Source organism: Thioclava litoralis (assembly GCF_045278885.1).
GTDB classification, from domain to species: Bacteria; Pseudomonadota; Alphaproteobacteria; order Rhodobacterales; family Rhodobacteraceae; genus Thioclava; species Thioclava litoralis.
Genome location: NZ_CP135443.1, coordinates 940570 through 964275 on the forward strand (window position 1 = coordinate 940570; position 23706 = coordinate 964275).

At 63.1% G+C, this 23706-nt stretch carries 24 protein-coding genes and 1 pseudogene; 16 read left to right on the forward strand and 9 right to left on the reverse strand.

Translation table 11 applies throughout. The features are described 5' to 3' along the window. The first annotated feature begins 64 nt into the window (after nucleotides 1–64). A complete protein-coding gene (locus tag RPE78_RS04600; protein ID WP_406721349.1) occupies nucleotides 65–466 on the forward strand; it encodes a winged helix-turn-helix transcriptional regulator in 402 nt (133 codons plus the stop codon). Here RPE78_RS04600 and RPE78_RS04605 read toward each other — a convergent pair whose 3' ends face one another. Beyond that, nucleotides 467–1192: a 16S rRNA (uracil(1498)-N(3))-methyltransferase gene (locus RPE78_RS04605; RefSeq protein WP_406721350.1), complete on the reverse strand. Its 726-nt coding sequence runs from the start codon at nucleotides 1190–1192 to the stop codon at nucleotides 467–469. Between the two features lie 11 nt (nucleotides 1193–1203). Between RPE78_RS04605 and ubiA the strand changes: the two genes are divergently transcribed. From ubiA to RPE78_RS04620, 3 genes are all read left to right on the forward strand, one after another. Continuing rightward, nucleotides 1204–2175 (forward strand): 4-hydroxybenzoate octaprenyltransferase, encoded by a 972-nt coding sequence (ubiA, locus tag RPE78_RS04610; RefSeq protein WP_406721351.1) that lies wholly within the window; start codon nucleotides 1204–1206, stop codon nucleotides 2173–2175. Nucleotides 2176–2262: 87 nt separating this feature from the next. Next, nucleotides 2263–4290, forward strand: a complete 2028-nt coding sequence (locus RPE78_RS04615) for an OmpA family protein (protein WP_339108328.1) — start codon at nucleotides 2263–2265, stop codon at nucleotides 4288–4290. A 29-nt stretch (nucleotides 4291–4319) separates the two neighbouring features. Further along, on the forward strand, nucleotides 4320–4634 hold the full coding sequence (locus RPE78_RS04620) for a hypothetical protein (protein WP_339108329.1): 315 nt from the start codon (nucleotides 4320–4322) through the stop codon (nucleotides 4632–4634). Between the two features lie 152 nt (nucleotides 4635–4786). Here the strand turns inward: RPE78_RS04620 and fdhD are convergent, their stop codons facing one another. After that, nucleotides 4787–5551, reverse strand: a complete 765-nt coding sequence (fdhD, locus tag RPE78_RS04625) for a formate dehydrogenase accessory sulfurtransferase FdhD (protein WP_406721352.1) — start codon at nucleotides 5549–5551, stop codon at nucleotides 4787–4789. Between the two features lie 128 nt (nucleotides 5552–5679). Here fdhD and RPE78_RS04630 point away from each other — a divergent pair, with 128 nt between their 5' ends. The 9 genes and pseudogenes from RPE78_RS04630 (at nucleotide 5680) to RPE78_RS04670 (ending at nucleotide 13130) form a co-directional block, all read left to right on the forward strand. Further along, nucleotides 5680–6528 (forward strand): S49 family peptidase, encoded by an 849-nt coding sequence (locus RPE78_RS04630; RefSeq protein WP_406721353.1) that lies wholly within the window; start codon nucleotides 5680–5682, stop codon nucleotides 6526–6528. A gap of 1 nt (nucleotide 6529) precedes the next feature. After that, nucleotides 6530–6730 (forward strand): hypothetical protein, encoded by a 201-nt coding sequence (locus RPE78_RS04635; protein ID WP_339108332.1) that lies wholly within the window; start codon nucleotides 6530–6532, stop codon nucleotides 6728–6730. A 9-nt stretch (nucleotides 6731–6739) separates the two neighbouring features. Further along, complete coding sequence (locus tag RPE78_RS04640; RefSeq protein WP_406721354.1) at nucleotides 6740–7699, forward strand: calcium/sodium antiporter; 960 nt, start codon at nucleotides 6740–6742, stop codon at nucleotides 7697–7699. A 30-nt stretch (nucleotides 7700–7729) separates the two neighbouring features. After that, nucleotides 7730–8515 (forward strand): annotated as a pseudogene (locus RPE78_RS04645) (SDR family oxidoreductase); the annotation flags it as partial. A gap of 300 nt (nucleotides 8516–8815) precedes the next feature. Next, nucleotides 8816–10723, forward strand: coding sequence for an excinuclease ABC subunit UvrC (gene uvrC / locus RPE78_RS04650; RefSeq protein ID WP_406721355.1), 1908 nt, complete (start codon nucleotides 8816–8818; stop codon nucleotides 10721–10723). A gap of 32 nt (nucleotides 10724–10755) precedes the next feature. Further along, the gene (locus RPE78_RS04655) at nucleotides 10756–11778 is read left to right on the forward strand and encodes a lysine-2,3-aminomutase-like protein (RefSeq protein ID WP_406721356.1); all 1023 of its coding nucleotides are present in this window, start codon (nucleotides 10756–10758) and stop codon (nucleotides 11776–11778) included. 41 nt (nucleotides 11779–11819) lie between these two features. Continuing rightward, complete coding sequence (pgsA, locus tag RPE78_RS04660) at nucleotides 11820–12443, forward strand: CDP-diacylglycerol--glycerol-3-phosphate 3-phosphatidyltransferase (protein WP_339108335.1); 624 nt, start codon at nucleotides 11820–11822, stop codon at nucleotides 12441–12443. Next, nucleotides 12440–12691, forward strand: a complete 252-nt coding sequence (gene moaD / locus RPE78_RS04665) for a molybdopterin converting factor subunit 1 (protein ID WP_339108336.1) — start codon at nucleotides 12440–12442, stop codon at nucleotides 12689–12691. Before pgsA ends, moaD begins: the two co-directional genes overlap by 4 nt. A gap of 1 nt (nucleotide 12692) precedes the next feature. Continuing rightward, nucleotides 12693–13130, forward strand: coding sequence for a molybdenum cofactor biosynthesis protein MoaE (locus tag RPE78_RS04670; RefSeq protein ID WP_406721357.1), 438 nt, complete (start codon nucleotides 12693–12695; stop codon nucleotides 13128–13130). A 203-nt stretch (nucleotides 13131–13333) separates the two neighbouring features. Here RPE78_RS04670 and RPE78_RS04675 read toward each other — a convergent pair whose 3' ends face one another. Continuing rightward, on the reverse strand, nucleotides 13334–14410 hold the full coding sequence (locus RPE78_RS04675; protein WP_406721358.1) for an NAD(P)/FAD-dependent oxidoreductase: 1077 nt from the start codon (nucleotides 14408–14410) through the stop codon (nucleotides 13334–13336). Between the two features lie 79 nt (nucleotides 14411–14489). Here RPE78_RS04675 and mnmD point away from each other — a divergent pair, with 79 nt between their 5' ends. After that, complete coding sequence (mnmD, locus tag RPE78_RS04680) at nucleotides 14490–15194, forward strand: tRNA (5-methylaminomethyl-2-thiouridine)(34)-methyltransferase MnmD (RefSeq protein ID WP_339108339.1); 705 nt, start codon at nucleotides 14490–14492, stop codon at nucleotides 15192–15194. Next, the gene (locus tag RPE78_RS04685; RefSeq protein WP_339108340.1) at nucleotides 15175–16080 is read left to right on the forward strand and encodes a DMT family transporter; all 906 of its coding nucleotides are present in this window, start codon (nucleotides 15175–15177) and stop codon (nucleotides 16078–16080) included. The genes mnmD and RPE78_RS04685 overlap by 20 nt, the downstream gene beginning before the upstream one ends. Here the strand turns inward: RPE78_RS04685 and RPE78_RS04690 are convergent, their stop codons facing one another. Then, on the reverse strand, nucleotides 16081–18045 hold the full coding sequence (locus RPE78_RS04690) for a transglycosylase SLT domain-containing protein (RefSeq protein WP_406721360.1): 1965 nt from the start codon (nucleotides 18043–18045) through the stop codon (nucleotides 16081–16083). It abuts the gene before it with no gap. Between the two features lie 147 nt (nucleotides 18046–18192). Between RPE78_RS04690 and dapA the strand changes: the two genes are divergently transcribed. Then, nucleotides 18193–19065 (forward strand): 4-hydroxy-tetrahydrodipicolinate synthase, encoded by an 873-nt coding sequence (gene dapA, locus RPE78_RS04695; protein ID WP_339108342.1) that lies wholly within the window; start codon nucleotides 18193–18195, stop codon nucleotides 19063–19065. A gap of 207 nt (nucleotides 19066–19272) precedes the next feature. On the opposite strand, the gene RPE78_RS04700 is transcribed toward dapA, so the two are convergent. The 5 genes from RPE78_RS04700 to RPE78_RS04720 form a co-directional block, all read right to left on the reverse strand. After that, nucleotides 19273–20703, reverse strand: a complete 1431-nt coding sequence (locus tag RPE78_RS04700) for a sulfotransferase (protein ID WP_406721363.1) — start codon at nucleotides 20701–20703, stop codon at nucleotides 19273–19275. A gap of 76 nt (nucleotides 20704–20779) precedes the next feature. Then, nucleotides 20780–21283 carry a Na+/H+ antiporter subunit G gene (locus RPE78_RS04705; RefSeq protein ID WP_339108344.1) on the reverse strand — a complete coding sequence of 168 codons (504 nt, stop codon included), beginning with the start codon at nucleotides 21281–21283 and terminating at the stop codon, nucleotides 20780–20782. Between the two features lie 8 nt (nucleotides 21284–21291). Next, entirely contained in the window at nucleotides 21292–21561 is a 270-nt protein-coding gene (locus RPE78_RS04710; RefSeq protein ID WP_339108345.1) for a K+/H+ antiporter subunit F, read from the reverse strand. Next, the gene (locus RPE78_RS04715; protein WP_339108346.1) at nucleotides 21558–22049 is read right to left on the reverse strand and encodes a Na+/H+ antiporter subunit E; all 492 of its coding nucleotides are present in this window, start codon (nucleotides 22047–22049) and stop codon (nucleotides 21558–21560) included. Before RPE78_RS04715 ends, RPE78_RS04710 begins: the two co-directional genes overlap by 4 nt. A 13-nt stretch (nucleotides 22050–22062) precedes the next feature. Further along, the gene (locus tag RPE78_RS04720) at nucleotides 22063–23706 is read right to left on the reverse strand and encodes a monovalent cation/H+ antiporter subunit D (RefSeq protein WP_406721364.1); all 1644 of its coding nucleotides are present in this window, start codon (nucleotides 23704–23706) and stop codon (nucleotides 22063–22065) included.

Below are 23706 nucleotides of genomic sequence, written 5' to 3' on the forward strand. Positions count from 1 at the left end.
TCTGCTATCTTCGGGAAAGAAGGCACCGGAAAGATTTATACTTACCCGAAAGAGAGTATGGCCCATGTCCGCCGATGATCTGCGCAAAGACCTCAACGCCCTGCCCTGCGATCCGGCGGTGGACCGGCTGGTGGAAGAGATCATCGGGCGGGTGGCGGACAAATGGACGATGCTCCTGATCGAGATCCTGACCGAGCGTGACTGCGCCCGCTTTGGCGAGCTGTCGCGCGCCTGCACCGGCATCAGCCAGAAGATGCTGACCCAGACCCTGCGCGCGATGGAACGCGACGGGCTGGTCAATCGCAAGGTCTATCCAGTGGTGCCGCCCAAGGTGGAATACCGGCTGACCGAGCTGGGGCTGGGGCTGTCGAAGGCCTTCTGCGGCGTCTGGCTTTGGGCAGAGGCGAATTACGACACGATCGAGCGGGCACGGAAAGACTTCGCCGCCCGCTCGAACGGTGGGTAATCAGCCCCAATCCCCCAGCGCGGATTGCCATAGCGTGATCGCCGCGCAAACGGCGGTATCGGCACGCAGGATGCGCGGCCCGAGGCTGACCGGCGTGACATAATCGAGGCTGCGCAGCATATCTCGCTCGACCGGAGAAAAGCCGCCCTCCGGCCCGATCAGGATCGCCCAGGGGCCGGGGGTCAGTTGAGCCAATGTCTGGGCGGGGCCGACAAGGCTTTCATCGCAAAACAGGATACGCCGCGTATCGTCCCAGCCCCGCAGAAGCTGCATCAGGCTCTGCATCTCGGTGACTTCGGGCACATAGGTGCCAAGGCATTGCTCGGCGGCTTCCATCGCATGGGCCTGCGCGCGGTCCTGTTTGATCCGGCCCGCATTGGTGAATTCGGTCTGCACGGGAAGGATGCGGGCACAGCCCAGTTCCGTCGCCTTTTCCACGATGAAATCGGTGCGCTCTTTCTTGATTGGCGCAAAAAGCAGCCACAGGTCGGGCGGGTCCAGCTGGGGCGCGGCCTGTTCAACGCAGGTCAGCTCTCCGGCCTTTTTATGGGCGCGGGTGACGGTGGCCGTCCATTCGCCATCGCGGCCGTTGAACAGCGCCACAGCACTGCCCTCCCCTTCGCGCATGACCCCGAAGAGATAATGTGATTGTTTATCGGTCAGGGCGATGACTTGCCCCTGACCCAGCGGATGATCTACATGAAGACGTATCTTGGCGCGTTGCATGAGGCAAATCTATGATCGGTGGGCGGAAAACTCCAGAGGCAGACGGTATCGTCTATGACGCCTATGATGGCAACTGGGTCGATCACCGCGCCCCTGCCCGCCTGCGCCCGCTGTTGCGTCTCAGCCGCGCCGACCGCCCGATCGGCACATGGCTTTTGCTGATGCCCTGCTTCTGGGGCATCGCGCTGGCCGCCAATGCGACGGGAGGCTTTGTCTGGTGGGACCTCTGGCTGGTGATCGGCTGCACCATCGGGTCGTTCCTGATGCGCGGCGCGGGCTGCACGTGGAACGACATCACCGACCGCAAATTCGACGCAGCCGTGGCGCGCACCCGCTCGCGCCCGATCCCCTCGGGGCAGATCTCGGCCAAGGGCGCGCTGGTCTGGGCGGTGGTGCAATGCCTGATCTCGCTCCTGATCCTGCTGACCTTCAACGCCGCCGCCATCTGGCTGGGCGTGCTGTCGCTGGCGCCTGTGGCGGTCTACCCTTTTGCCAAACGCTTCACATGGTGGCCGCAGGTCTTTCTGGGGCTGGCCTTCAACTGGGGCGCACTTCTGGCATGGACCGCGCATACCGGCAGCCTCGGGCTGCCTGCCGTGCTTCTTTATGTCGGCGGGATCAGTTGGACACTGTTCTACGATACGATCTACGCCCATCAGGACAAGGAAGACGACGTGCTGATCGGGGTAAAATCCACCGCCCGCCTCTTTGCCGAGAAGACGCCGCAATATCTGCTGGGCTTTCTTGTGATTGCCACCACGCTGATGGTGCTGGCGGTTCTGGCAGCCCTTCTGCCCAATGGGGCCTCGGGCCGACAGCTTCTGCTTTGCCTGTGCGGGCCGCTGGTCTTTGCCGCGCATATGGGATGGCAGCTGTGGCAGCTTGATATCGACAACCCCGACCTGTGCCTGAAACTTTTCCGCCGTGCCCAGAAGGCAGGGCTGTTTGCTGCGCTATTTTTCGCCGTTGGCGCGATTGTGTAAGCTTGCGCGCGTCCCTACGGATTGCGAGAACCCCGCCCACACCGTAAGGAACCGGCATCCCTTTTCTGACCTCGGAGAGCTGACCGCATGCGAAGCAAGATCCTGACCGCCACCGCCTTTGGCGCCGCACTCCTCTGTTCGGCCCTTGTTGCGGGCGGCTCGGCCACAGTGATCGAGAAACGCACCAAGTCCGATATCCGTATCGCCCTCGAGACCTCGGGGCATGGCTGGGCGAAAATCGACACCGACGGGTTGCAGGTTCTGGTCAGCGGCACCGCCCCTTCGGAAGCCGAGCGCCTGCGCACCATGACCGTGATCAGCTCCGTCGTGGAAGCCTCGCGCATCCGCGACAATACCGATGTGGTGCAGACCGAAGACCTGACCGCGCCGGATTTCTCGCTTGAAATCCTGCGCAATGATGATGGCGTCTCGCTCATCGGGCTGGTGCCCAGCACCACCGACCGCAAGGCCCTGATGTCCACCGTGGCCTCGTTCACGCAGGGCGGCGAGGTGGTCGATATGCTGGATGTGGCCGATTACCCCGTGCCGAAGGGCTGGAACACCGCCTATAACTTCGCCGTCGAGACGCTGCGCACCCTGCCGCATTCGAAGATCTCGGTCGAGGCCGGCAAGGTCTCGGTGACCGCCATCACCGCCTCCAAGCGCGAGAAATCCGACATCGAAACCGCGCTGAACCGTCGCAAACCCGACGGGCTGGATCTAAGCTATAACATCTCGGCCCCGCGTCCGGTGATCACCCCGTTCACGCTGCGCTTCATCAAGGATGACGAGGGTGCCCGTTTCGATGCCTGCTCGGCCGATACCGACCGCGCCAAAACCACAATCCTTGCCGCCGCGCGCAAAGCGGGGGCCGAAGGCGATCTGGGCTGCACCGTGGGCATGGGCGTGCCCTCGACCGAATGGGCCGATGCCGCCGCGATGGGGATTGCCGCCATCGGTCAGATGGGCGCGGGCACCATTACCTATTCCGATACCGATATCGCGCTGGATGTCCCTGCAAGCGTCGGCAACGATGCCTTCGATCAGGCGGTGGCCGATCTGGAAACCAACCTGCCCGACGTGTTCTCGCTGCATTCGATCCATGAACAGCCCAAACAGGTGCAGGCCCAGATTGCCCAGTTTTCGGCCGCACGCGATGCCTCGGGCAAGGTGGTGCTGCGCGGACGGGTGACCAATGCGATGCAGCGCGACATGGTCGAGAACTATGCCCGTGCGCAATTCGGCTCGAAGGATGTGTCGGGGGCGACCCGCGTCGATGACAGCCTGCCCGCAGATTGGGGCGTGCGGATGATGGCGGGGCTTGCCGCGCTGGACCAGCTCAATAGCGGGCAGATCACCGTGCGGCCCGATATCCTGCGGGTGTCGGGCATTTCGGGCAATGCACAGGCCAGCGACGAGATTTCGCGGCTGCTGTCCAAGCGGCTGGGGGAAGCGGCACGGATCGATCTCTCGGTGCGCTATGACCGGCGTCTTGATCCGGTGCTGGGCCTGCCCTCGGGGCAGGAATGCGTGACGCGGCTCAACAATGTGCTGTCGGCGCAGAAGATCACCTTCGAGCCGGGTTCGGCCAAAATCGATGCGGCAGGCGAAACCCCTGTGGAAGCGCTCGCCAAGGCCTATCATAACTGCGAGGATTACAAGCTGGAAATCGACGGCCATACCGACAGTCAGGGCCGCGACGAAATGAACATGGCCCTGTCGCGCGACCGTGCGAATGCCGTGCTGGAAGCCTTGGCCGCGCGCGGGGTCCCGGTGCGCAATCTCACGGCGAAAGGCTATGGCGAGACCCAGCCGATTGCCGATAACGGCACCGAAGCCGGACGCGAAGCCAACCGCCGCATCGAGTTCGTCCTGCTGGACGAGCAGCCTCTGGAAACCGGCGAGCCGCTGCCCGAAGCCACGGCCAGCGCCACCACGCCGATTGTCGAAGAGGCCAGCAAGGGTGAGGCACAGGCCGATCAGGTGGGCGGCACCGCCGACACCTCCAGCGATGCGGCTCAGGATCCGCAGATCACGATCCCTGTCGCTCCGGCGGCGAAATCCCCGGGCAAACCCAAATTGCGTCCGGCCGACCTCAAGACTTCAAAGAACTGACTGGGCAAGAGCCTGCGGGAACATATCACATGAACAGAACCGAATTCGTCTTTGCGACCGCCATCATCCTGTTTCTGGCTTTCTGCCTGGGGTGGTTTGCCTGCTGGCTTCTGCACCGCCTGACCCGTGTAAGCAAAGCGGATATGGGCGAACTGGAACAGATGGCCCATGCGCTGCATGAGGCCGAGGACACGCGCGACCGTGCGCTGGCCTATATCGAACATCGCGAGGCCGAGCTGACAAACCAGCTACATCAGTCCGAAGCCGAGCTGCGCGCGGCAATGGAGGGGCTGCGCGACGCCCGCCGCGAAGCCGAGGAACTGCGCGCCAAGCTGGACAGCTAGAACCGACCGGCGGGCACTCTGCTGCCCGCCTTGCGCCCCCTATGCTCCCTTACGAAGCCTCGCGCTACGGCAGACGGGACGCAGAAGGCGGGCACCATCGCGACCCCGACACCAGGCACGGCCAGATCTGGCGGGCGTATGTTTCCAAGCGATCAGAGGGCGGTATAATCGGCGCGACCTTCCGGCGCATGGCGCGCCCGCGCGATAAGCTGCACCCCCGCCCGACGCGCCTCCTCGACCGCCAGCCCCGTAGGCGCCGAGGGCGAGACCAGCGCCGCCGCCCCGAACATCGCCGCTTTCTGCACCAGATCGACCGAAATCCGCGAGGTCATGACAATGGCGCAGCCCTCGGGCGCATGGCCCGCAGCCAGTGCCGCCCCGACCAGCTTATCAACGGCGTTATGCCGCCCGACATCCTCGCGCAGCAGGACAAGCGCGCCCGCCTTCCACAGCCCCGCCGCATGACAGGCGCGGGTTTCATCCTGCAAGACCTGCCCCTCGCGCAGCACATCCAGCGCCTTGGCCGCAGCCTGCAGCGTCATCACGGGCCGGAGCGGACGGCTTGGCACCTCGCGCAGCGCCTGCGACAGGCTGTCGATGCCGCACAGCCCGCAGCCCACAGGCCCGGCCATCGCGCGCCGGCGGTCACGAAACGCGCCGCTGGCGGCGGTAGGCAGCCATGCCCGCACCTCCAGACCGCGCGGGCGCGACAGGATTTCGATATCGGACAGCGTCTCCGTGGCCGGCACGATGCCCTCGGTCAGGGCAAAGCCGCGCAGGAAATCCTCCAGATCCACGGGGGTGGCCATCATGACTGCCTGCGTGACCCCGTCATAGACAAGCGCCACCGGCACCTCTTCGATCAGGGGCTCGCTTACGCCCTGCATCAGACCGACCCGCCGGACCGCTTGCATCATCATTGGCCTCCCGCACCGCACCCGCCCCTTATGCCAAAACCCTCAGGCCTTGGATAGGCGCATCATTTCCGTGAAAACTTCACGAAAAGCACCCCGCCTTGCTTGTAGGGGCATGACCAAGGACTTACATGCCGGACATGGATTTCAAAGCCCTTCTCCCCCTGCGGCGCAAAGAGCCGCGCGTCGCGCTGATCCGCCTGCAAGGAGCGATCGGCATCTCCCGCCCCGGTTCTGCCGGTCTTTCGGATGCCGCGTTAGGGCCTCTGATCGAACGCGCGTTCCGCAAGGCCAAACCCACCGCCGTGGCGCTGGTCATCAATTCCCCCGGCGGTTCTCCGGTGCAAAGCGCCCTGATCGCCGCGCGGATCCGGCGGCTGGCCGACGAGACCGGCACCCCCGTCCATGCTTTTGTCGAGGATGTCGCCGCCTCGGGCGGATACTGGCTGGCCTGCGCCGCCGATGACATCTGGACCGACCCGACCTCTGTGGTGGGGTCTATCGGGGTCATTTCCTCGGGCTTCGGCTTCGATCAGTTCATCCACAAACACGGGGTAGAACGCCGCGTACACACGGCAGGGGGGGCGAAAAGTTTCATGGACCCGTTCCGCGCCGAGAAACCCGAGGATATCGCGCGGCTCAAACGCCTGCTGGACGATATGCATGACAGCTTCAAAGACTACGTCCGCCACCGCCGCGGCACGCGCCTGACCACCACGCGCGACCTGTTCACGGGCGATATCTGGACCGGACGTCAGGCCCTGAGCGAAGAAACCGGCCTGATTGACGGGATTGCCCATGTCGTGCCCAAACTCAAAGAGCTGTATGGCGAGAAAGTGCGCCTGATGCCCTTCGCGCAGAAAAAGCCGCTGTTCCGGCGTTTCGGTGCGGCCTTTGGCGGCGAGATCGCGCAGGAAGCCATGCAGGTGGCGCTGGCCGAGGCCGAAGAGCGCAGCCTGCGTGCGCGATACGGGCTGTGACATGCTGCTGAAGCTGATGGCCCTGTTTCTGGCAGGTATGGCGGTGCTGGCCATGTTCGGCAAGCTCCGCCTGCCCAAGGGGCTTTCCGGAACAAAGCGGCCGGGACAAAAGCGGTTGGGGGCCAAACGCTGCCCGCGCTGCGGTCGCCCGCAAATCGGATCGGGGTCCTGCCCCTGTGGTCATGGAAAACGGAAAGGCTGAGGTGCCCTTGTGCTGATTGATATCGCGATGGTTGTTGCGGGGCTGGTCCTGCTGGTGGTCGCTGGCGACTGGCTGGTCAAGGGGGCGGTCAACCTGTCGCTCCGGCTGGGCATACCGGCCCTTGTCGTCAGCCTGACCGTTGTGGCCTTCGGCACATCGGCCCCCGAGCTTCTGGTCTCGGTGACAGCGGTTCTGGACCACTCCCCCGCCATCGCGCTTGGCAATGTCATTGGCTCGAACACCGCCAATATCCTGCTGGTGCTGGGCCTTCCCGCGCTGATCTCGGTGATCCGCACCAACACCCATGACACCCGCGAGAGCTATCTGATGATGCTCGCAGGCACCGTGCTGTTCATCGTGCTGGCCCTGAGCGGACCGATCACATGGGCAAAGGCCATCGTGCTGCTGCTGGCGATGGCGGCGATCCTGACGCGGCAGATCCGTCAGGCCTTGCAGCACCGCCATGCCCGCCATGACAGCCATGACAGCCGCGAGGACGTGGAAGGGGCCGAAGACGGTCTCCATGCCCGCGCGATTGCCCTTTATCTGCTGCTGGGGCTCGTCGGTCTGCCCGTCGGGGCCAATCTTCTGGTCACCGGCGCGTCGGATATCGCCAGCGCCATCGGTATTTCGGATGCGGTGATCGGCCTGACACTGGTGGCGGTGGGCACCTCCCTGCCCGAGCTGGCCACCTCGGTCTCGGCGGCGCTGCGCGGACGGGCCGATGTGGCTCTGGGCAATGTGATCGGCTCGAATATTTTCAACCTGCTCTTCATTCTGGGCATCGCGGGGCTCTTCGGCCAAATGCCCGTGCCACCGGAAATGTTGCGGATCGACCTCTGGGTTATGCTTGCAGCGGCGCTGGTTCTGGGGCCATTTATTCTGCTCAGGCAACCGATGGGACGCGTCACGGGCCTTGCCTTCACGCTGGCCTATATCGCCTATATCTGGGCGATTGTGGCGGCCTGAGCCGACGCATCCCGAACGGCCCGCGAGGAGGAGACTATGATGCAGAATGCCCTGATCACCGGCGGCGCGAAACGGCTGGGGCGCGCCATGGCGCTGACCCTGGCCCAGCGCGGCTGCAATATCGCCATCCATTACCACGGGTCACAGGCCGAAGCCGAAGACACGGCGGCGGCCTGCCGTGCCTATGGTGTGCGCGCTGTGATCTTGCAGGCCGATCTGCTGGAGGAAGCGCAGGTGACCCCGCTTCTGCCCGCCGCAGCCGAGGCCTTGGGCGCGCCGATCGATCTGCTAATCAACAATGCCTCCGTGTTCGAATATGACAATATCCATACTGCCACCCGCCGCAGTTGGGACCGCCATATGGAATCGAACCTGCGCGCGCCCTATGTGCTGACGCAGGCCTTTGCCGAACAGGCCCCTAAAGCCGATCGCAGCGCAGGCGAGCCGCGCGCACAGGCGATGGTGGTCAATATGATCGACCAGCGCGTGCGCAAGCTGACGCCGGAATTCTCCACCTATACGCTGGCCAAGATGGGGCTTTGGGCGCTGACGCGGACGGCGGCAATGGGGCTTGCGCCCGATATCCGCGTGAATGCCATCGGACCGGGGCCAACGCTGCAGGGCGGGCGGCAGACGCTCGAGCATTTCACTACTCAGCGCCAGTCCACCATTCTCGAACGCGGCTCGGACCCGGAGGATATCTGCGCCGCATTGACCTATCTGATGGAGGCGAAATCGGTGACAGGGCAGTTGATCTGCACCGATGGTGGCCAGCATCTGGGCTGGCAGACGCCGGACATATTGGGAACAGAATAAGCGCCGGAGATGTGCCGTTAAGACATGCCTCAACCCTGTGGAACAGAGGTTACCAAAGAGCTAACGTTTTCAAAATGTTACAAAGGAAAAATAAATTAGTCTTTGGAATCAAAGCTCTGGTTTTTTTGCACAAAAAATGGGCAAAGTGATGACATGCCAGTGTTACAAGGCTAAAATGCCCTTTCCCCGCGCTTACTCACATAGTTATCCCCAAGAGTCGTGGAAACTCTTCCATCTTGCTTTTCCCGAAAGGGAGAGAAAGAGATCAACAGAATCGGATGGTTAACAAAACTGGGGGGAATGATTAACTCCACCTCTGGCAACCGGAACGAGGTCATCTTGGACGACAATGCACAGCCTACCCCGTTGCGCGGTCATGATCTGATCGCTGACTATGTGAAACGTCTGGATTCCTCCCCCGGCGTGTATCGGATGCTGAACGCCCAGAACGAGGTGCTTTATGTCGGCAAGGCGCGCAACCTGAAGGCGCGGGTGTCGAATTACGCGCGCCCCTCCGGTCATTCGGCGCGGATCGCGCGGATGATCTCGGAAACGCGCTATATGATGTTTCTGACCACGCGCACCGAGACCGAGGCGCTTTTGCTGGAACAGAACCTCATCAAGCAGCTCAAGCCGCGCTACAACGTGCTTTTGCGCGACGATAAAAGCTTTCCCAACATCCTGATCCCCACGGACCATCCCTATCCGATGATCACCAAACATCGCGGCGCGCGCAAACAGAAGGGCTATTACTTCGGCCCCTTCGCCTCGGCAGGGGCGGTGAACCGCACGCTGAACCATCTGGAACGGGTGTTTTTGCTGCGCAACTGCTCCGACAGCCAGTTCTCGGGGCGCACGCGGCCCTGCCTGCAATATCAGATCAAGCGCTGTGCCGCCCCCTGTGTCGGCAAGATTTCCGAGGCCGATTACGCCCAGCTTGTCGAGGATGCGAAGCGCTTCCTCGAGGGCAAGACGACCTCGATCCAGCGCGAGCTGGCCGAGCAGATGCAGGCCGCCTCCGAGGCGATGGAATTCGAACGCGCCGCAGCCCTGCGCGACCGGATCAAGGCGCTGACCAATGTGCAGCAGTCTCAGGGTATCAACCCGCGCGGCGTGGCCGAGGCGGATGTGGTCGCGCTGCATATGGAGGGCGGTCAGGCCTGTGTGCAGGTCTTCTTCATCCGTGCCAATCAAAGCTGGGGCAATCACGATTTCTACCCCAAGACCGGTTCCGGCGCCGATGAGGCCGAGGTGCTGGAGGCCTTTCTGGCGCAATTCTACGATAACCGCCCGCCGCCCCGTCTGATCCTGCTCTCGCATCCGATCGAGGATGAGGACCTGATGATCGAGGCACTCTCCCAAAAGGCCGAGCGTAAGGTGGAAATCAGCGTGCCCAAACGCGGCGAGAAGGCGGAACTGGTGGAAAACGCCCATCGCAATGCCCGCGAGAGCTTGGGGCGGAAGATGTCGGAAAGTCAGGCTCAGGCGAAGCTCCTGAAAGGCGTGGCCGAGGCCTTCGGTCTGCCGAAAGTGCCAGAACGGATCGAGGTCTATGACAACTCCCATATCCAGGGCGCCCATGCGGTAGGCGGGATGATTGTTGCGGGGCCCGAGGGCTTTCTGAAAAGCCAGTACCGCAAATATAACATCAAGGATAATGAGGTCACGCCGGGCGATGACTTCGGCATGATGAAAGAGGTGCTGACCCGCCGCTTCCAGCGCCTGCTGAAAGAAGACCCCGAGCGCAAAACCGATGCTTGGCCCGACCTTCTTCTGATCGACGGCGGCGCGGGGCAGGTCTCGGCGGTGCAGGAGATCATGGATGATCTGGGCGTGGCCGATGTGCCGATGGTGGGCGTCGCCAAGGGCATCGACCGCGATCAGGGCAAGGAGGAATTCTACCGCACGGGCCGCCCCGTGATGGCGCTGCCGCGGCAGGATCCGGTGCTTTATTACATCCAGCGCCTGCGCGACGAGGCCCACCGCTGGGCCATCGGCACCCACCGCGCCAAACGCGCCAAGGCCAATCTGGCCAACCCGCTGGATGAGATCCCCGGCATCGGGACGACCCGCAAGCGCGCTCTGCTGACGCATTTCGGCTCGGCCAAGGCGGTCAGCCGCGCGGGGCTCACCGATCTGATGGAGGTGCCGGGCATTTCCGAGGCCACCGCCGAAACCGTCTATAACTTCTTCAACGAGAAGGGTTGACCGATTGCCCGCCGCGGCGTAGCGCGCAGCCCATGACCCACGCGCTGACCACCCCCGATGATCTGGCAACCGCCGGACTAAGTACCGAAGACCCCGTCCTGCTGTCGCGGGTGGCGCAGGAGTTCCGCATCCGCATCACCCCCGAGATGCAGATGCGCGATCAGGCGATCACCGCGCAATTCGTGCCCAGCGGGGCCGAACTCACCACCCTGCCCGAGGAACTGACCGATCCGATTGGCGATGATGCCCATTCGCCGGTGAAGGGGCTGACCCATCGCTACCCCGACCGCGTGATCTTGCACATCACCAAAACCTGCGATGTCTACTGCCGCTTCTGTTTCCGCCGCGAGACCGTGGGCGAAACCGGCCCCCTGCCCGCGCCCGATCTGGACGCGGCGCTGGAGTATATCGCCGCCACCCAAGCCATCCGCGAGGTGGTGCTAACAGGGGGCGACCCGCTGACGCTGTCGCCCCGCCGGTTGCGCGATGTGCTGAGCCGCCTTGATGTCCTCCCGCATCTGGCGATGGTGCGCTTTCATACCCGCGTGCCGGTGGTGGCGCCCGAGCGTATCACTCCCGAGCTGACCCAGCTGATCGCAGATCTGCGCTTGGCGCCCTGGATGGTGCTCCATACCAACCACGCAGCCGAGCTGACCCCAAACGCCCGCGCAGCCCTTGCGCGGCTGGTGGATGCGGGCATCCCCGTGATCTCGCAATCGGTTCTCCTGCGCGGGGTGAATGATAGCGCAGAGGCGCTGGCAGAGCTTTTCACCACGCTTTCGGCCCTGCGGGTGAAACCCTATTACCTGCATCACTGCGATCTGGCCCGCGGCACCTCGCATTTCCGCACGACAATCGACGAAGGCCGCGCCCTGATGCGCGCGCTGCGCGGACGGATTTCGGGGCATTGCCTGCCAACCTATGTACTGGATATCCCCGGTGGCCACGGCAAGGTGCCCATCAGCGCCGAGTATTTTGCGCAACAATCGACAGGCCATTGGAAAGTCACCGATTGGCAAGGCAGAATTCACGACTATCTTGACCCCAAAAGGTGAAGCCCCTTCCCCTTTCAGATTGACGCGGTTAACTTGCCCCCATGACGTGGACCCTACCCAATATCCTCACTGTATTGAGGCTCGTTGCTGCCCCCGGCGTGGCGGTAATGTTTCTGTATTTCAGCCGCCCGATGGCTGATTTCTTCGCACTCGCGCTGTTTATCATCGCCGCTGTCACCGATTGGTTCGACGGCTACCTTGCCCGCGCATGGAAACAGGAAAGCAAATTCGGCGCGATGCTGGACCCGATTGCCGATAAGGCGATGGTGGTAATCGCATTGGTGATCCTGACCGGCTATTCGGGGATGAACCCTTGGCTCATCCTGCCGGTGACGGTGATCCTGTTCCGCGAAACCTTTGTGGCGGGCCTGCGCGAATTTCTCGGCACGGATTCGGGCAAGCTGAAGGTGACGAAACTGGCCAAATGGAAGACCACGGCACAGATGGTGGCGATTGCCATCCTCTTCCTTGGCACGGGGCTGACCTATGTGGAAACCGGACGCCCGCCGCGCGTGGGCGAAGGCGACCTGCCCACCGGCCTGACGCCTGCCGATCTGGCCACCCATGCGGGGATCGCACTGATCTGGATCGCGGCGGTTCTCACCGCGATCACCGGCTGGGATTACTTCCGCAAGGCGCTGCCCTACCTGCGAGGCCCGAAATGAAACGCGAGCTGGTCTATTTCGCTTGGGTGCGCGAGCGGATAGGCCATCCTCGCGATATCATCGAGAGCGACGCCCAGACGCCTGCCGAACTGGTGGCGGAACTGCGCAACCTCAGTGATCATTACGCGGCGGCCTTTGCTGATCTTGCCGCCCTAAGGGTCGCCATCGATCAGGAACTGGCGGATTTCGACACGCCTCTGGGCCATAGCCGCGAAGTGGCTTTTTTTCCACCGATGACAGGCGGCTGATATGCGGCTGATCGTGCAGGACACCCCTTTCGATCTGGCCGCCGAACTTGAAACCTTCGGACAGGATAGCCTGACGGGGGCCGTGGTCAGCTTTACAGGCCGCGTGCGCGATGACACCGGCACGCTCGAGGCGCTTGAACTGGAACATTATCCGGGCATGACCGAACGCGCCTTTGCCCAGATCGCCGAAACGGCACAGCGCCGTTGGCAGCTGACCGATCTCACAATCATCCACCGCGTAGGGCGTCTTGCGCCCGGCGAGCCCATCATGATGGTCGCAACCGCCAGCCCCCACCGCAAGGCGGCTTTCGAGGCAGCGGAGTATTTGATGGATTTCCTCAAATCCCGCGCTCCCTTCTGGAAAAAAGAGCATTTTTCCGACCATAGCAAATGGGTTTCCGCCAAGCAAAATGACGAAGACGCATTATCCCGCTGGTAAGGCACTGTGACCTCACCCGAAAAGCCTCTTCCATAGCGATTACCATTTTCCACAATCGCAGGGGGCTCCGCCCCCGTCGGGCAAAGGCCCGCCTCCCCCGGGATATTTTTTGCAGCTGGAAAGCGCCACTCATTCCAGCTGCCCTAAATATCCTGGGGTGAATTCGACGCAGTCGAAGAGGGGCAAAGCCCCTTTGCCTTGCGCTAGAAACTGTCTTCCACGTGAAAGCCCTGCGGAATATCCGCCCGACCTTCCAAAATCATATCCGCCATGACCTGCGCGACCTTGGGGGCCATACCGAAACCAATCTTGAAACCGCCATTTGCAATGAAATGCCCAGCCCTATCCGGCCATGGGCCAAGCATCGGCGCACGGCTTTTGGCGCGAGGACGCAATCCGGCCCAGCGGTCGATGACCGGAGCAGCGGCAAGTTCCGGACAGATGCGGCGTGTTTTCTCGATCAGCGTCTCAAGTTGCGCATCCGTGCTTTCGGGGTCGGAATAGTCTCGTTCGGAGGTCGAGCCGATGGCCACAGTGCCATTGGAATGCGGAATGATATGCAGGCTCTCGGCATAGATCTGCGGCATATCTCCGGCGTCGAAGGCAAAGACCGCCGCCTGTCCCTTTATCCCCGCGCCAAGGCTTTTGCCCAAGGCCGTTCCCAGTTCCGACAGGCCCGCCGTGCCGGTGGCATGCAGCACCGGACCCGTTTCGTCTGCCGCGCCGATAAGGATCTCGCCGCCCAAGGCACGGATCGCGCGGGCCAGGGCATCGCCTGCAGCCCGCGGGCAGGCGCGGGCGCTGAGCGTGTCTTGCACGACATAGCCGCTGGGACTGTGGAACCCGAGCGGCCCGAACCTGCGCGCGGGGACCACCTCCCAGACGGCTTGGCCCTGCCAAAGGGTTTTCGCGTTCTCGCCGCGCGTTTGGGCGCGGGCGATCTGTGCCGCATCCTGCAGCGGCTGCACCCGACCGATCCGGCCATAGCCTGCATCCCCGCCGCCGATCCGCGCCACATCGGCCCAGAAATCTGCGGCCATCAGCAGGCTTTCCAGCTGGAACTGCTTTTTGGGGTTCCAGTTCTCGGGCACGTGGGGGGCCAAAGCCCCGACCGTACCGCCCGAGGCCCCTGCCCCGATCCCCTTGATGTCGATGACCCGCACAGAGGCACCGCGTCGCGCCATCTCGAAGGCACAGGCAAGGCCGAAGACGCCCGCGCCGCGCACGGTGACCTGATCGCCCAGAGCCCCGACCCGATTGATCCTAAGCCCGCTTGTCATTGCCTTCGCCTTTCTGCATTGTCGCCCTCGGGCGCCACGCGCCCTGTTCCGCAAGGTGTTACCCAAGGCCCTACCCCGCATGACCCGCACTGACCAGAGTGAAGCTGCCCTAACCTGGCGCGATGAGGCAATTCCCGTGTCCTCGCGCTTCGACGACCCCTATTTCTCGCTCGGGAACGGGCTGGAGGAGACCCGCCATGTGTTTCTGCGCGGCAATGATCTGCCCGCGCGGGCGCGGGACGGCTTTGTGATTGCCGAGCTGGGCTTCGGCACGGGGCTGAACCTGCTGGCCACCGCACTGGCCTGTCCGGATGTTGCCCTGCACTATACCAGCTTCGAAGCCTTTCCGATGTCGGCTCAGGAAATGGCCCGCGCGCTGGAGGGCTTTCCCGAAGCGCGTGCCATTGCCGACCCGCTGATCGCAGCATGGGGGCAGGGTCTGGACCGTTTCACGCTCGGGCGTATCGAGGTGCAGGTGATCATGGAAGATGCCCGTCTGGCCCTGCCACAATGGAAAGGTCGGGCCGATGCGTGGTATCTTGACGGCTTCTCGCCCGCCAAGAACCCCGAGCTTTGGGGGCCGGAGCTGATGGCCGAGGTGGGCCGCCACACGGCGCCGCAGGGCAGCTTTGCCACCTATACCGCCGCAGGCTTCGTGCGCCGCGCGCTACAGGATGCGGGCTTCGAGGTCGAGCGTGTTTCGGGCTTCGGACATAAACGTCATATGAGTCGCGGGCGGTTTGCCCCCAGCAGGACCCACCATAATGGCCCTTCAGACGAATAATAAACTCGGGGCGATCCTGATCATCATCGTCACCATCGTGTTTGCCGCACAGGACGCAATTTCGCGCCATCTGGCAGAAACCTATAACACCTATATGGTCGTCATGATCCGGTTCTGGTTCTTTGCGGCCTTTTCCTTCTGGCTGGTCGGGCGGCAGAAAGGCGGGCTGGCACGGGCCGTGCGCGCCCATCACCCGTGGATGCAGGCGACCCGCGCCATTCTCCTGGTGCTCGAGATCTATGTGATGATCGCCGCTTTCGTGCTGCTGGGTCTGATCGAGACACATGCCGTCTTCATCTGCTATCCGCTGCTTGTGGCCGCGCTGTCCGGCCCTGTTCTGGGCGAGAAGGTCGGCTGGCGACGCTGGGTCGCGATCGGGATCGGCTTCATCGGGGTGCTGATCATCCTCAAGCCCTCGGGCGGGGTGTTCTCGCCTCTTGCGGCCATTCCCTTCCTCTGCGCCGTCATGTTTGCCGTCTACGGGCTGCTGACACGCAAGGTCGCGGATAAGGACAGCTCCAACACCTCGATTTTCTGGACGGGAATTGGCGGCGCGATCGTGTCAACCGTGGTCGGCGTCTGGTTCTGGGAACCGATGAGCGGGACAGACTGGATCTGGATGTCGATCCTCTGCGTCACCGCCGTGGTCGGCCACGGGCTGATGATCCGCGCCTATGAAATCGCGGAGGCCTCCGCCATCCAGCCCTTCAGCTATCTGCAGCTTGTCTGGGGGGCGATGATCGGCATGACGGTCTTTGGCGATGTGCTGCGTACCAATGTCGCCATCGGAGCCTGTTTCGTGGTGCTGGCGGGGCTGTTCACCCTTTGGCGTCAGGCGCAGAACAACATCGACCCCGTGCCGCCCGGACCGGCGGTCAAGCCCTGATCAGGGCCCGTTCCCGCGCAGTTCCTCGCTGAAGGGCACAGCCGGCTCGCCAAGCCTTGCGCGATAGATCGGCAGGCTTTCGGCGACGCGCATGACATAATTGCGCGTCTCGTCAAAGGGGATCATCTCGACCCAGTCCACCACATCGGCCCCGGGAGCACGCGGGTCGCCCATATCCTTGATCCACTGGCGCGACCGCCCCGGCCCCGCATTATACCCCGCCGCTACCAGAAGCGGCGAATTGCCGAATTCGTCGCGCAACTGCTTGAGATATTCCGAACCGAGCCGGATGTTATAGGTGGGATCGGTGGTCAGTGCCGCAGGCGTATACTCGACGCCCAGTCTGGCGGCCATCATCTTGGCCGTGCCCGGCATCAACTGCATCAGCCCGCGCGCCCCGACATAGGAGATGACCGTATGGTCGAACTCGCTTTCGCGTCGGGCAATCGAGAGCGCCAGTTCCTCCGGCACCGCCAGATCATGGGTTTTAAGCTCGGGGAAGGGGAAATAGCCCGCCACGAGAATCTCGCCATTCAGCGCCGCCCGCTTGGAAAGCTGCAAGGCCAGATGCGGATCGCGCCATTCCAGCGCCAGATCGACCAGCCCCGCGATGCGGCTGTCGGGCAGGCTTTCCTCGTAATGCAGCACGAAACGTTCGGCGAGCGCCGCATCGCCTGCCGCATGCAACAACAGCGCCGCCTGAAACACCGAACTGTCCGTATAGCCGCCTGCCCGCCAGTCGGGCAGCGCCTCGGGCTGGATCAGCGAGGCGTCAAGCGCCTTGCCCACCTTTTCCGCCGAAAGCAACCCGTAATAGGCGGTCTGGTAGCGCGCGCCCGCCTGATAGGCCTGATCTGCCGCCTCCTTGCGGCCCATCGCCTCAAGCGCCCGCCCACGCCAGTAATCGGCCCGCGATTGCGAGATCGGGCTGCCGACATTGACCGAAAGCGCCTCGAAATGACGCAGCGCGGTAGGCGCATCCCCAAGCTTGAGCGCCGCATAGCCCGCCAGCCATTCCAGCTCGGCATAATCGGACCCGCCGGGCGGCAGGTGATGGTTGGCCGCCTCGCGATAGGCGCGCCGGTAATCGCCGCGCCGCATGTCCCAACGCGCCATGCGGCGGCGCACATCCGCCCAAAGCGCGGGATCGCCCAGCTTCTTGGCCGAGCCCGACCAGTCGAGGATCAGATCCGCCGCGCCGTCCTCGTAGCTTTCGCGCCAGCGCCAAACCGCACGGTCACGGGCCAGACCGTAGGAACCGCGCATATATTCCGGCACCGCCTCGACCAGCGCATCGACACCGGCCTTGCGCCCCTGCAAGGCGATCCGCGCCGCCGCCACCGCGCGGGTGCCCGGCGTGACCAGATCCAGCATCCTTCTGGCCTGCGCCAGATCGCCACGATCCAGCATGGACTGCATACGCCCGCCATTGGCGGGGCTGATCAGAACACCGTAGCGGTCCTGAAAGGCCTGCTGCTCCTCGGGACTGAGATCCAGATGCCGCCATGCCCGATCCGCCTCGGTCGCGGCGGCATGGGATTGCCCCTTGGCCTGATAGGCGGCGATCAGGGCCAGGGCCCCTTTGCCGGTCAGGGGTTTATCCTTGGCGAAATAGGCGATCACCTGTTCGGGGCTGGCCGCGTCCAGCTTGTCCTCCCCCTTGCGGCGCAGCAGGGGCAGTCCCGGCCAGTTATGCCGCCGTGCCGAGAAATCGGCGTAATCGCGAAAGCTGCCCTCGCCAGCGCGCAGACGCTCCCATTCGATGATATCGAATGCAACAGCGCCAGCGGAACGGGCGGCCTCTTCGGCCCCCGGCCAGTCCTGCTGATCGGCCAGTGCCAAGGCCTGCGCCAGAGCCTGCTCGGGGCTTGGCCTGACCACTTGCGTGGCCTCTTCGGCCCGCAAACCGGCGCCACAGCCCAGAACCACGACAGTCAGCCCGGCGAAAAGGGTCTTTCGATGCATGAGATCCTCTTTGATTGGCCCCTGTGTGCCATAGTGACGCCGGAGTGCAATTCACAAGTTGGCAAGAGCGCCAAGCTCGCATAATGTCCGCCCGATTTTAACCCGACGAATCCATGTCGGATACCCAACACTGCAAAGGAGCGTGTCATGTTCAAAGGGTCCTACCCCGCCCTCATCACGCCGTTCAAGGACGGCGAGCTGGATCTGGACGCGCTCAAGAAGATCGTCGACTGGCATGCCGATCAGGGCAGCCACGGTCTGGTCCCTGTGGGCACCACCGGCGAATCCCCCACGCTGAGCCATAGCGAGCATAACACCGTTGTGGCCGAAGTGGTCAAAGCCGCCGCCGGACGGATGAAAATCATCGCCGGTGCAGGCTCGAACTACACCCGCGAGGGGATCGAGCTGATCCAGCACGCGCAGGCCGCCGGTGCCGATGGCGCGCTTGTGGTGACGCCCTATTACAACAAGCCCACGCAGGCCGGTATGATCGCGCATTTCACCGCGATGCATGATGCCTCGGATCTGCCGATCATCATCTATAACATTCCGGGCCGTTCGGTTGTGGATATGACGCCCGAAACGATGGGCGAACTGGCCAAGCTGCCGCGCATCGTCGGTGTGAAAGACGCCACCGGCGATCTGGCCCGCGTGGCCAAACAGCGTATGAGCTGCGGCAAGGACTTCATCCAGCTTTCGGGCGAGGATGCCACCGCATTGGGCTTCAACGCGATGGGCGGCGTCGGCTGTATCTCGGTCACGGCCAATGTCGCGCCGAAGCTCTGCGCCGAATTCCAGAACGCCACACTGGCAGGCGACTGGGCCCGCGCGCTGGACATCTCGGACAAGCTGATGCCGCTGCATGTGGCCATCTTCCTCGAACCCGGCGTCTGCGGTGCGAAATATGCGATGTCGCGCCTTGGCCTGTGCTCGGACGAGGTGCGCCTGCCGCTGGTCGGGCTAAGCGATAGCGTGAAGGCGCGCATTGATGCCGCGCTGGAATTTGCAGGGCTGATCTAAGCCCAGAGCCCCTGCGGGCCTCCCCCTGAGCGGCCCGACCTTTCACGGGGCAAGCCGCCCAAGGACAGCCCCCCTCAAGGATAGCCAGATCGGGGGGCCTGTCAGGGGATGACGCAATGCCCGCGCGCCTGTGCCGCGGCCACGCCGGAAGTGCAAAAGACGAAAGGCGCCCGCTCGGGCGCCTTTTTGGTTGCCTATGACGCAGGATCAGGACGCTTTCTCCCACTGCCGGGGACGATCGGCATCGCGTTCTTCCCATGCGGCGATCCAGTCACGCCCCAAAGCCTCGATCAAAGGCTGAAGCTGTGCCTCGTAGCGCCGCCAATAGCCGACCCCTTCACGGTTGATCTTGCGCCGGACCCGCACATCCGAGGCCGTGCGGACCGCCCCCTGCGCCGCTTTCGGCTCCAGACAGGCCGGCTGCATGGCCAAGCCCAGATGATCCAGCAAGCGCGGAATTTCCTGCGCAGGCTGCTCGACCAGCGCCCGCAGGGACTGCATCCGGAACGCCGGCCCCAGCTTTTGCGCATAATCACACATCGACCGGTCGGTGGCCCTGACCATATGCGCGATCCATTCCAGCTTTTCGCTAAACCCGTGCCCGTCCGCAAAATCCGTCATGAACAGCGACAACCCCACATCCAGCGGGTGCCGGTTCACACAAATGAAGCGCGCCTCCGGCAGCATCGCGCGCAGCACGGCAGCATGGCTGAGATCCAGCGGCATTTTCGAGAGAATATAGGGCGTCGTCTGGCCCCGCGCGGCAATCCGGCGGCGATAGATCTGGCCCAGCTTGTGGATCAGTGGCCGACCGGGCTGGCTGAACCAGCGCCAATAATCCAGCGGTGCCGTGCCCGCGCCGATTTCGGCATGCATCAGCTCGATCATCGACAGACGGAAATCACAGGCCTCGCCAAGGGTCGACACCTTGTCATGACGGATCAGGATCTGTTCGGTCAGGGTGGTGCCCGACCGCGGCAAACCACCGATAAACACCATCCGCGGCTCCCCCGCCATACCAACCCGTTCCGGCAGGCTGCGCAAATCGGGACACTGCGCGAGCTGATCGTGCAGGCGTCGCTCGATCAGGTGCGGATCATAGCCGCGCGCCTTCAGGTCATTGCCACGCTGGAAATGGGCGAAGGCCGCCGCGTACTCTCCGGCGGCATCCTCGATCGCGCCCAAGGCGAATTCGGACATCACCTTCTGGCCAAGGCTTGTGGCCTCATCCCGACTGGCCTGCGCCAGCCTGCGCCATTCCGGCCCCGTCGCGGAAAACCGCCGCAAGCGGTTGCGCCCCGAAAGAAGTTGCACGTCATCCGGACGGAACGACAGCGCACGATCATAGGCGGCTACCGCCCCCTCGACATCGCCAAAGGCGGTCAGGATCGCGGCATGCATCCCCCATAGCACCGAAACCTCGGGCCACAGAGTCACCGCTTCTTCCGAAAGTTTACGGGCTTCGCCGTCCTGACCAAGCGCCCAAGAACTGCGGATCGCCTGCATCATCAGGTGTGAACTCGGTCCATTCTGTGACCAGAGTGTCTCTATTCGCTTCAATGCGGCACGATGATCGCCATCAAGAACCGCAAGTGCAAGGGAGACATCCTCATCATGATCGAGATCGGTTATGTCCATTTCAGTATCCAACGAGTGGCACACCCCCTCAGGGTTGTACCTCCCATAGACCATACCGATCTTTATTTAATATGAATCACGACCGCTGATCGGCATCGGCGGCTTCCACCGTGCCATGACCGTCAACCTCGCCTTCGTAATCATCCTCGTCTGCCGCTTTGCGGCGGGCTTTTTCCTCGCGGGCTTTCTGGATCTCCACCGCCTCTTCCAACTGATGTGCCGCCGTATCGGAAAGGGGCGTGTAAACGGCCCAGTCACCATCGGCGGGCGGCGGCAGGGTCTCGCGCGGGATATTGCGCAGAAGGATCGTCTTGGACAGGAAATGCGCGGTGATCGGCGCCGTCATGAACAGGAACAGCGTGATCATCAGCTCGTGCAGCGACAGATCCCCCTTCTTGACCGCGAACCAGATCATCGAGGCGATCAGACAGGCCCCAACCCCCAGCGTCGTGGTCTTGGTCGGCGCATGCAGGCGGGTCATGGAATCGGGCAGCTTGACCAACCCGAACGACCCCACCAGCCCGAAGAAGCCACCGATCACCAGAAGCGCCGAAATGAGAATTTCCCAGAACAGTTCCATCTCTTACCTCACTCGATCAGATCGCCACGCAGAAGGAATTTGGCATAGGCCACCGTCGAGACGAAGCCCACCATCGCATAAAGGATCGAGGCCTCGAAAAAGATCGCCGTGCCTTCCCAGATACCGAAACACACGAACAGCCCGATGGCATTCACCGCCATCGTGTCCAGCGCCAGAATCCGGTCGGTGACGCCCGGCGATTTCACCACCCTGTAGAGGTTGAACAGAAGCGCCAGCGCATAGCAACCGATGGCAAACATCAAAGCATAGGTGATCATTCGAAGATCTCCTTCAAACGGGCCTCATAGCGGGATTTCATGCCGTCGCGCGCGCCCTCGGGGTCGGTCTCGTGCAGGCAGTGGACCAGAAGCGAATGCCCGTCCGCCGAGAGTTCTGCCGCCACCGTTCCGGGCGTCATGGTGATCGTGCCGGCAAAGACGGTGATCGCCTCGGGGGTATGCAGATCGAGCGGAATGGAAATCCATACGGGCTGCAATTTCGCATTCGGCGTGAACAGCACGATCTTGGCCACCACGACATTCGACACCAGAATATCCCACAGCACGATCAGCGCATATTCGACCATCTTGGGAATATTGCGCACCATCGGCCGGTCCGGCCAGTAGGGGGCGGTGATCCACGGGATCACGATCCCGAGGATCAGCCCGAAGACCAGCGAGTTGAGCGTATAGGCATTGGCCAGCAGCAGCCACACCACCGTCAAAAGCACGGTCAGATGCGGATGCGGAAGGATGCGTCTAATCATATCCTGCCCTCCCTCAATGCCCGTCGATCACGGTGTGATCTTCTTCATGGGCGCTGTCTTGCACGTCATGGTCCTCTCCGTGCGGATGGGCTCCGGCTTCGGCGGCGGCCTGCGCGCGGGCGGCAGAGCCCTCCATCACCGCCGAGATATAGCCCTGACTGTCATAAAGCTGTGCCGAGATCCCCTGCACATAGGTGCTGGCAGGCCCTGCGAAGACGGTCCATGCCACAAGCCCCGCCAGCAGGCCGCCTGCGGCAGTAATGGCCAAAGCGGGCGAGCTGCTATCTGCCACACCAAGCGGCGGCGGGGTCTCGTCTTGTTCGTCCTCTGTCACGGCATAGGCCTTCCAGAAGACCGTTGTCCCCGCCCGCGCAAAGCCCACGATGGCAATCAGTGACGTGCCAAGGATAACGGCCCAGATCCACCACTGGCCATAGGTTGCGTGCAAGATCATCAGCTTGCCAAGAAAGCCCGAAAGCGGCGGCATACCGGCCATGCCGATGGCCGCCATGAAGAACATCCCCGCCAGAAGCCCGTTCTGCGCAATCAGTGGCTGGGCTGTCAGAGCCAAGCCGATGCGACGGCGCTCTTTGACAAGATCGGCCACAAGGAACAGCGCGGCGGCCACCATCGTCGAATGCACCATATAGTAAAGGCCTGCCGCCGTCGCATCCTGATGGAATTGCGAGAAGGCCATCAACATGGTCCCAACCGAGCCGATCACCGAAAAGGCCACGACCCGCCCCAGATCACGCGCGCCCAGAATACCGACCATCCCGACAATCAGTGTCAGCGCCGCGGCGGGCAGAAGCACATCATGCGCCAGTGACCCCACCGCGCTTTGCGGCGTGAACACCAGCGTATAGATACGGATGATGGAATAGACCCCCACCTTGGTCATGATGGCAAACAGTGCCGCCACCGGCCCCGGCGCGTTGCTATAGGTGCCCGGCAGCCAGAACTGGAATGGCACGATCGCGCCTTTCACCGCGAAGACAAGGATCATCAGCGCCGCACCGACCCGCAGAAGGGCCGCGTCGCTTTCGGGCATCTCGGCCACTTTCTGTGCCAGATCGGCCATGTTCAGCGTGCCGGTCGTGGCATAGATCGTGCCAAGCGCAAACAGGAACAGGGTCGAACCGGCAAGGTTATAGACCACATATTGCACGCCCGCCTTCAGACGGTTGCGCCCGCCCGCATGGATCATCAGGCCATAGGAGGCAATCAGCAGCACCTCGAAGAAGACGAAGAGGTTGAACGCATCGCCCGTCAGGAAGGCCCCGTTAAGCCCCATCATCTGGAATTGCAGCAGCGAATGGAAGTGCCAGCCACGCTTGTCCCAGCCCGAGCCGATCGCATAAAGCGCGATCGCCAGACCCAGCACCGAGGTCAGCACCAGCATCAGCGCCGAAAGCTGGTCCAGCACCAGGACGATGCCGAAAGGCGCTTCCCAGTCGCCCAGCCGGTAGACTTCCGGCACCCCGCTGGAGGCCCGCACCGCCAGTGTCACCGAAATGGCCACCAGCAGCAGCATTCCCACCACCGAGAAGACGCGCTGCGCCGTGCGGTCGAAGCGCATCCACAGAACGATCAGCGGCGCCAGAAAGGCCGGCAACACCACGGGCGCGATAACGAGATGATCAAAGAAGCCCAACAT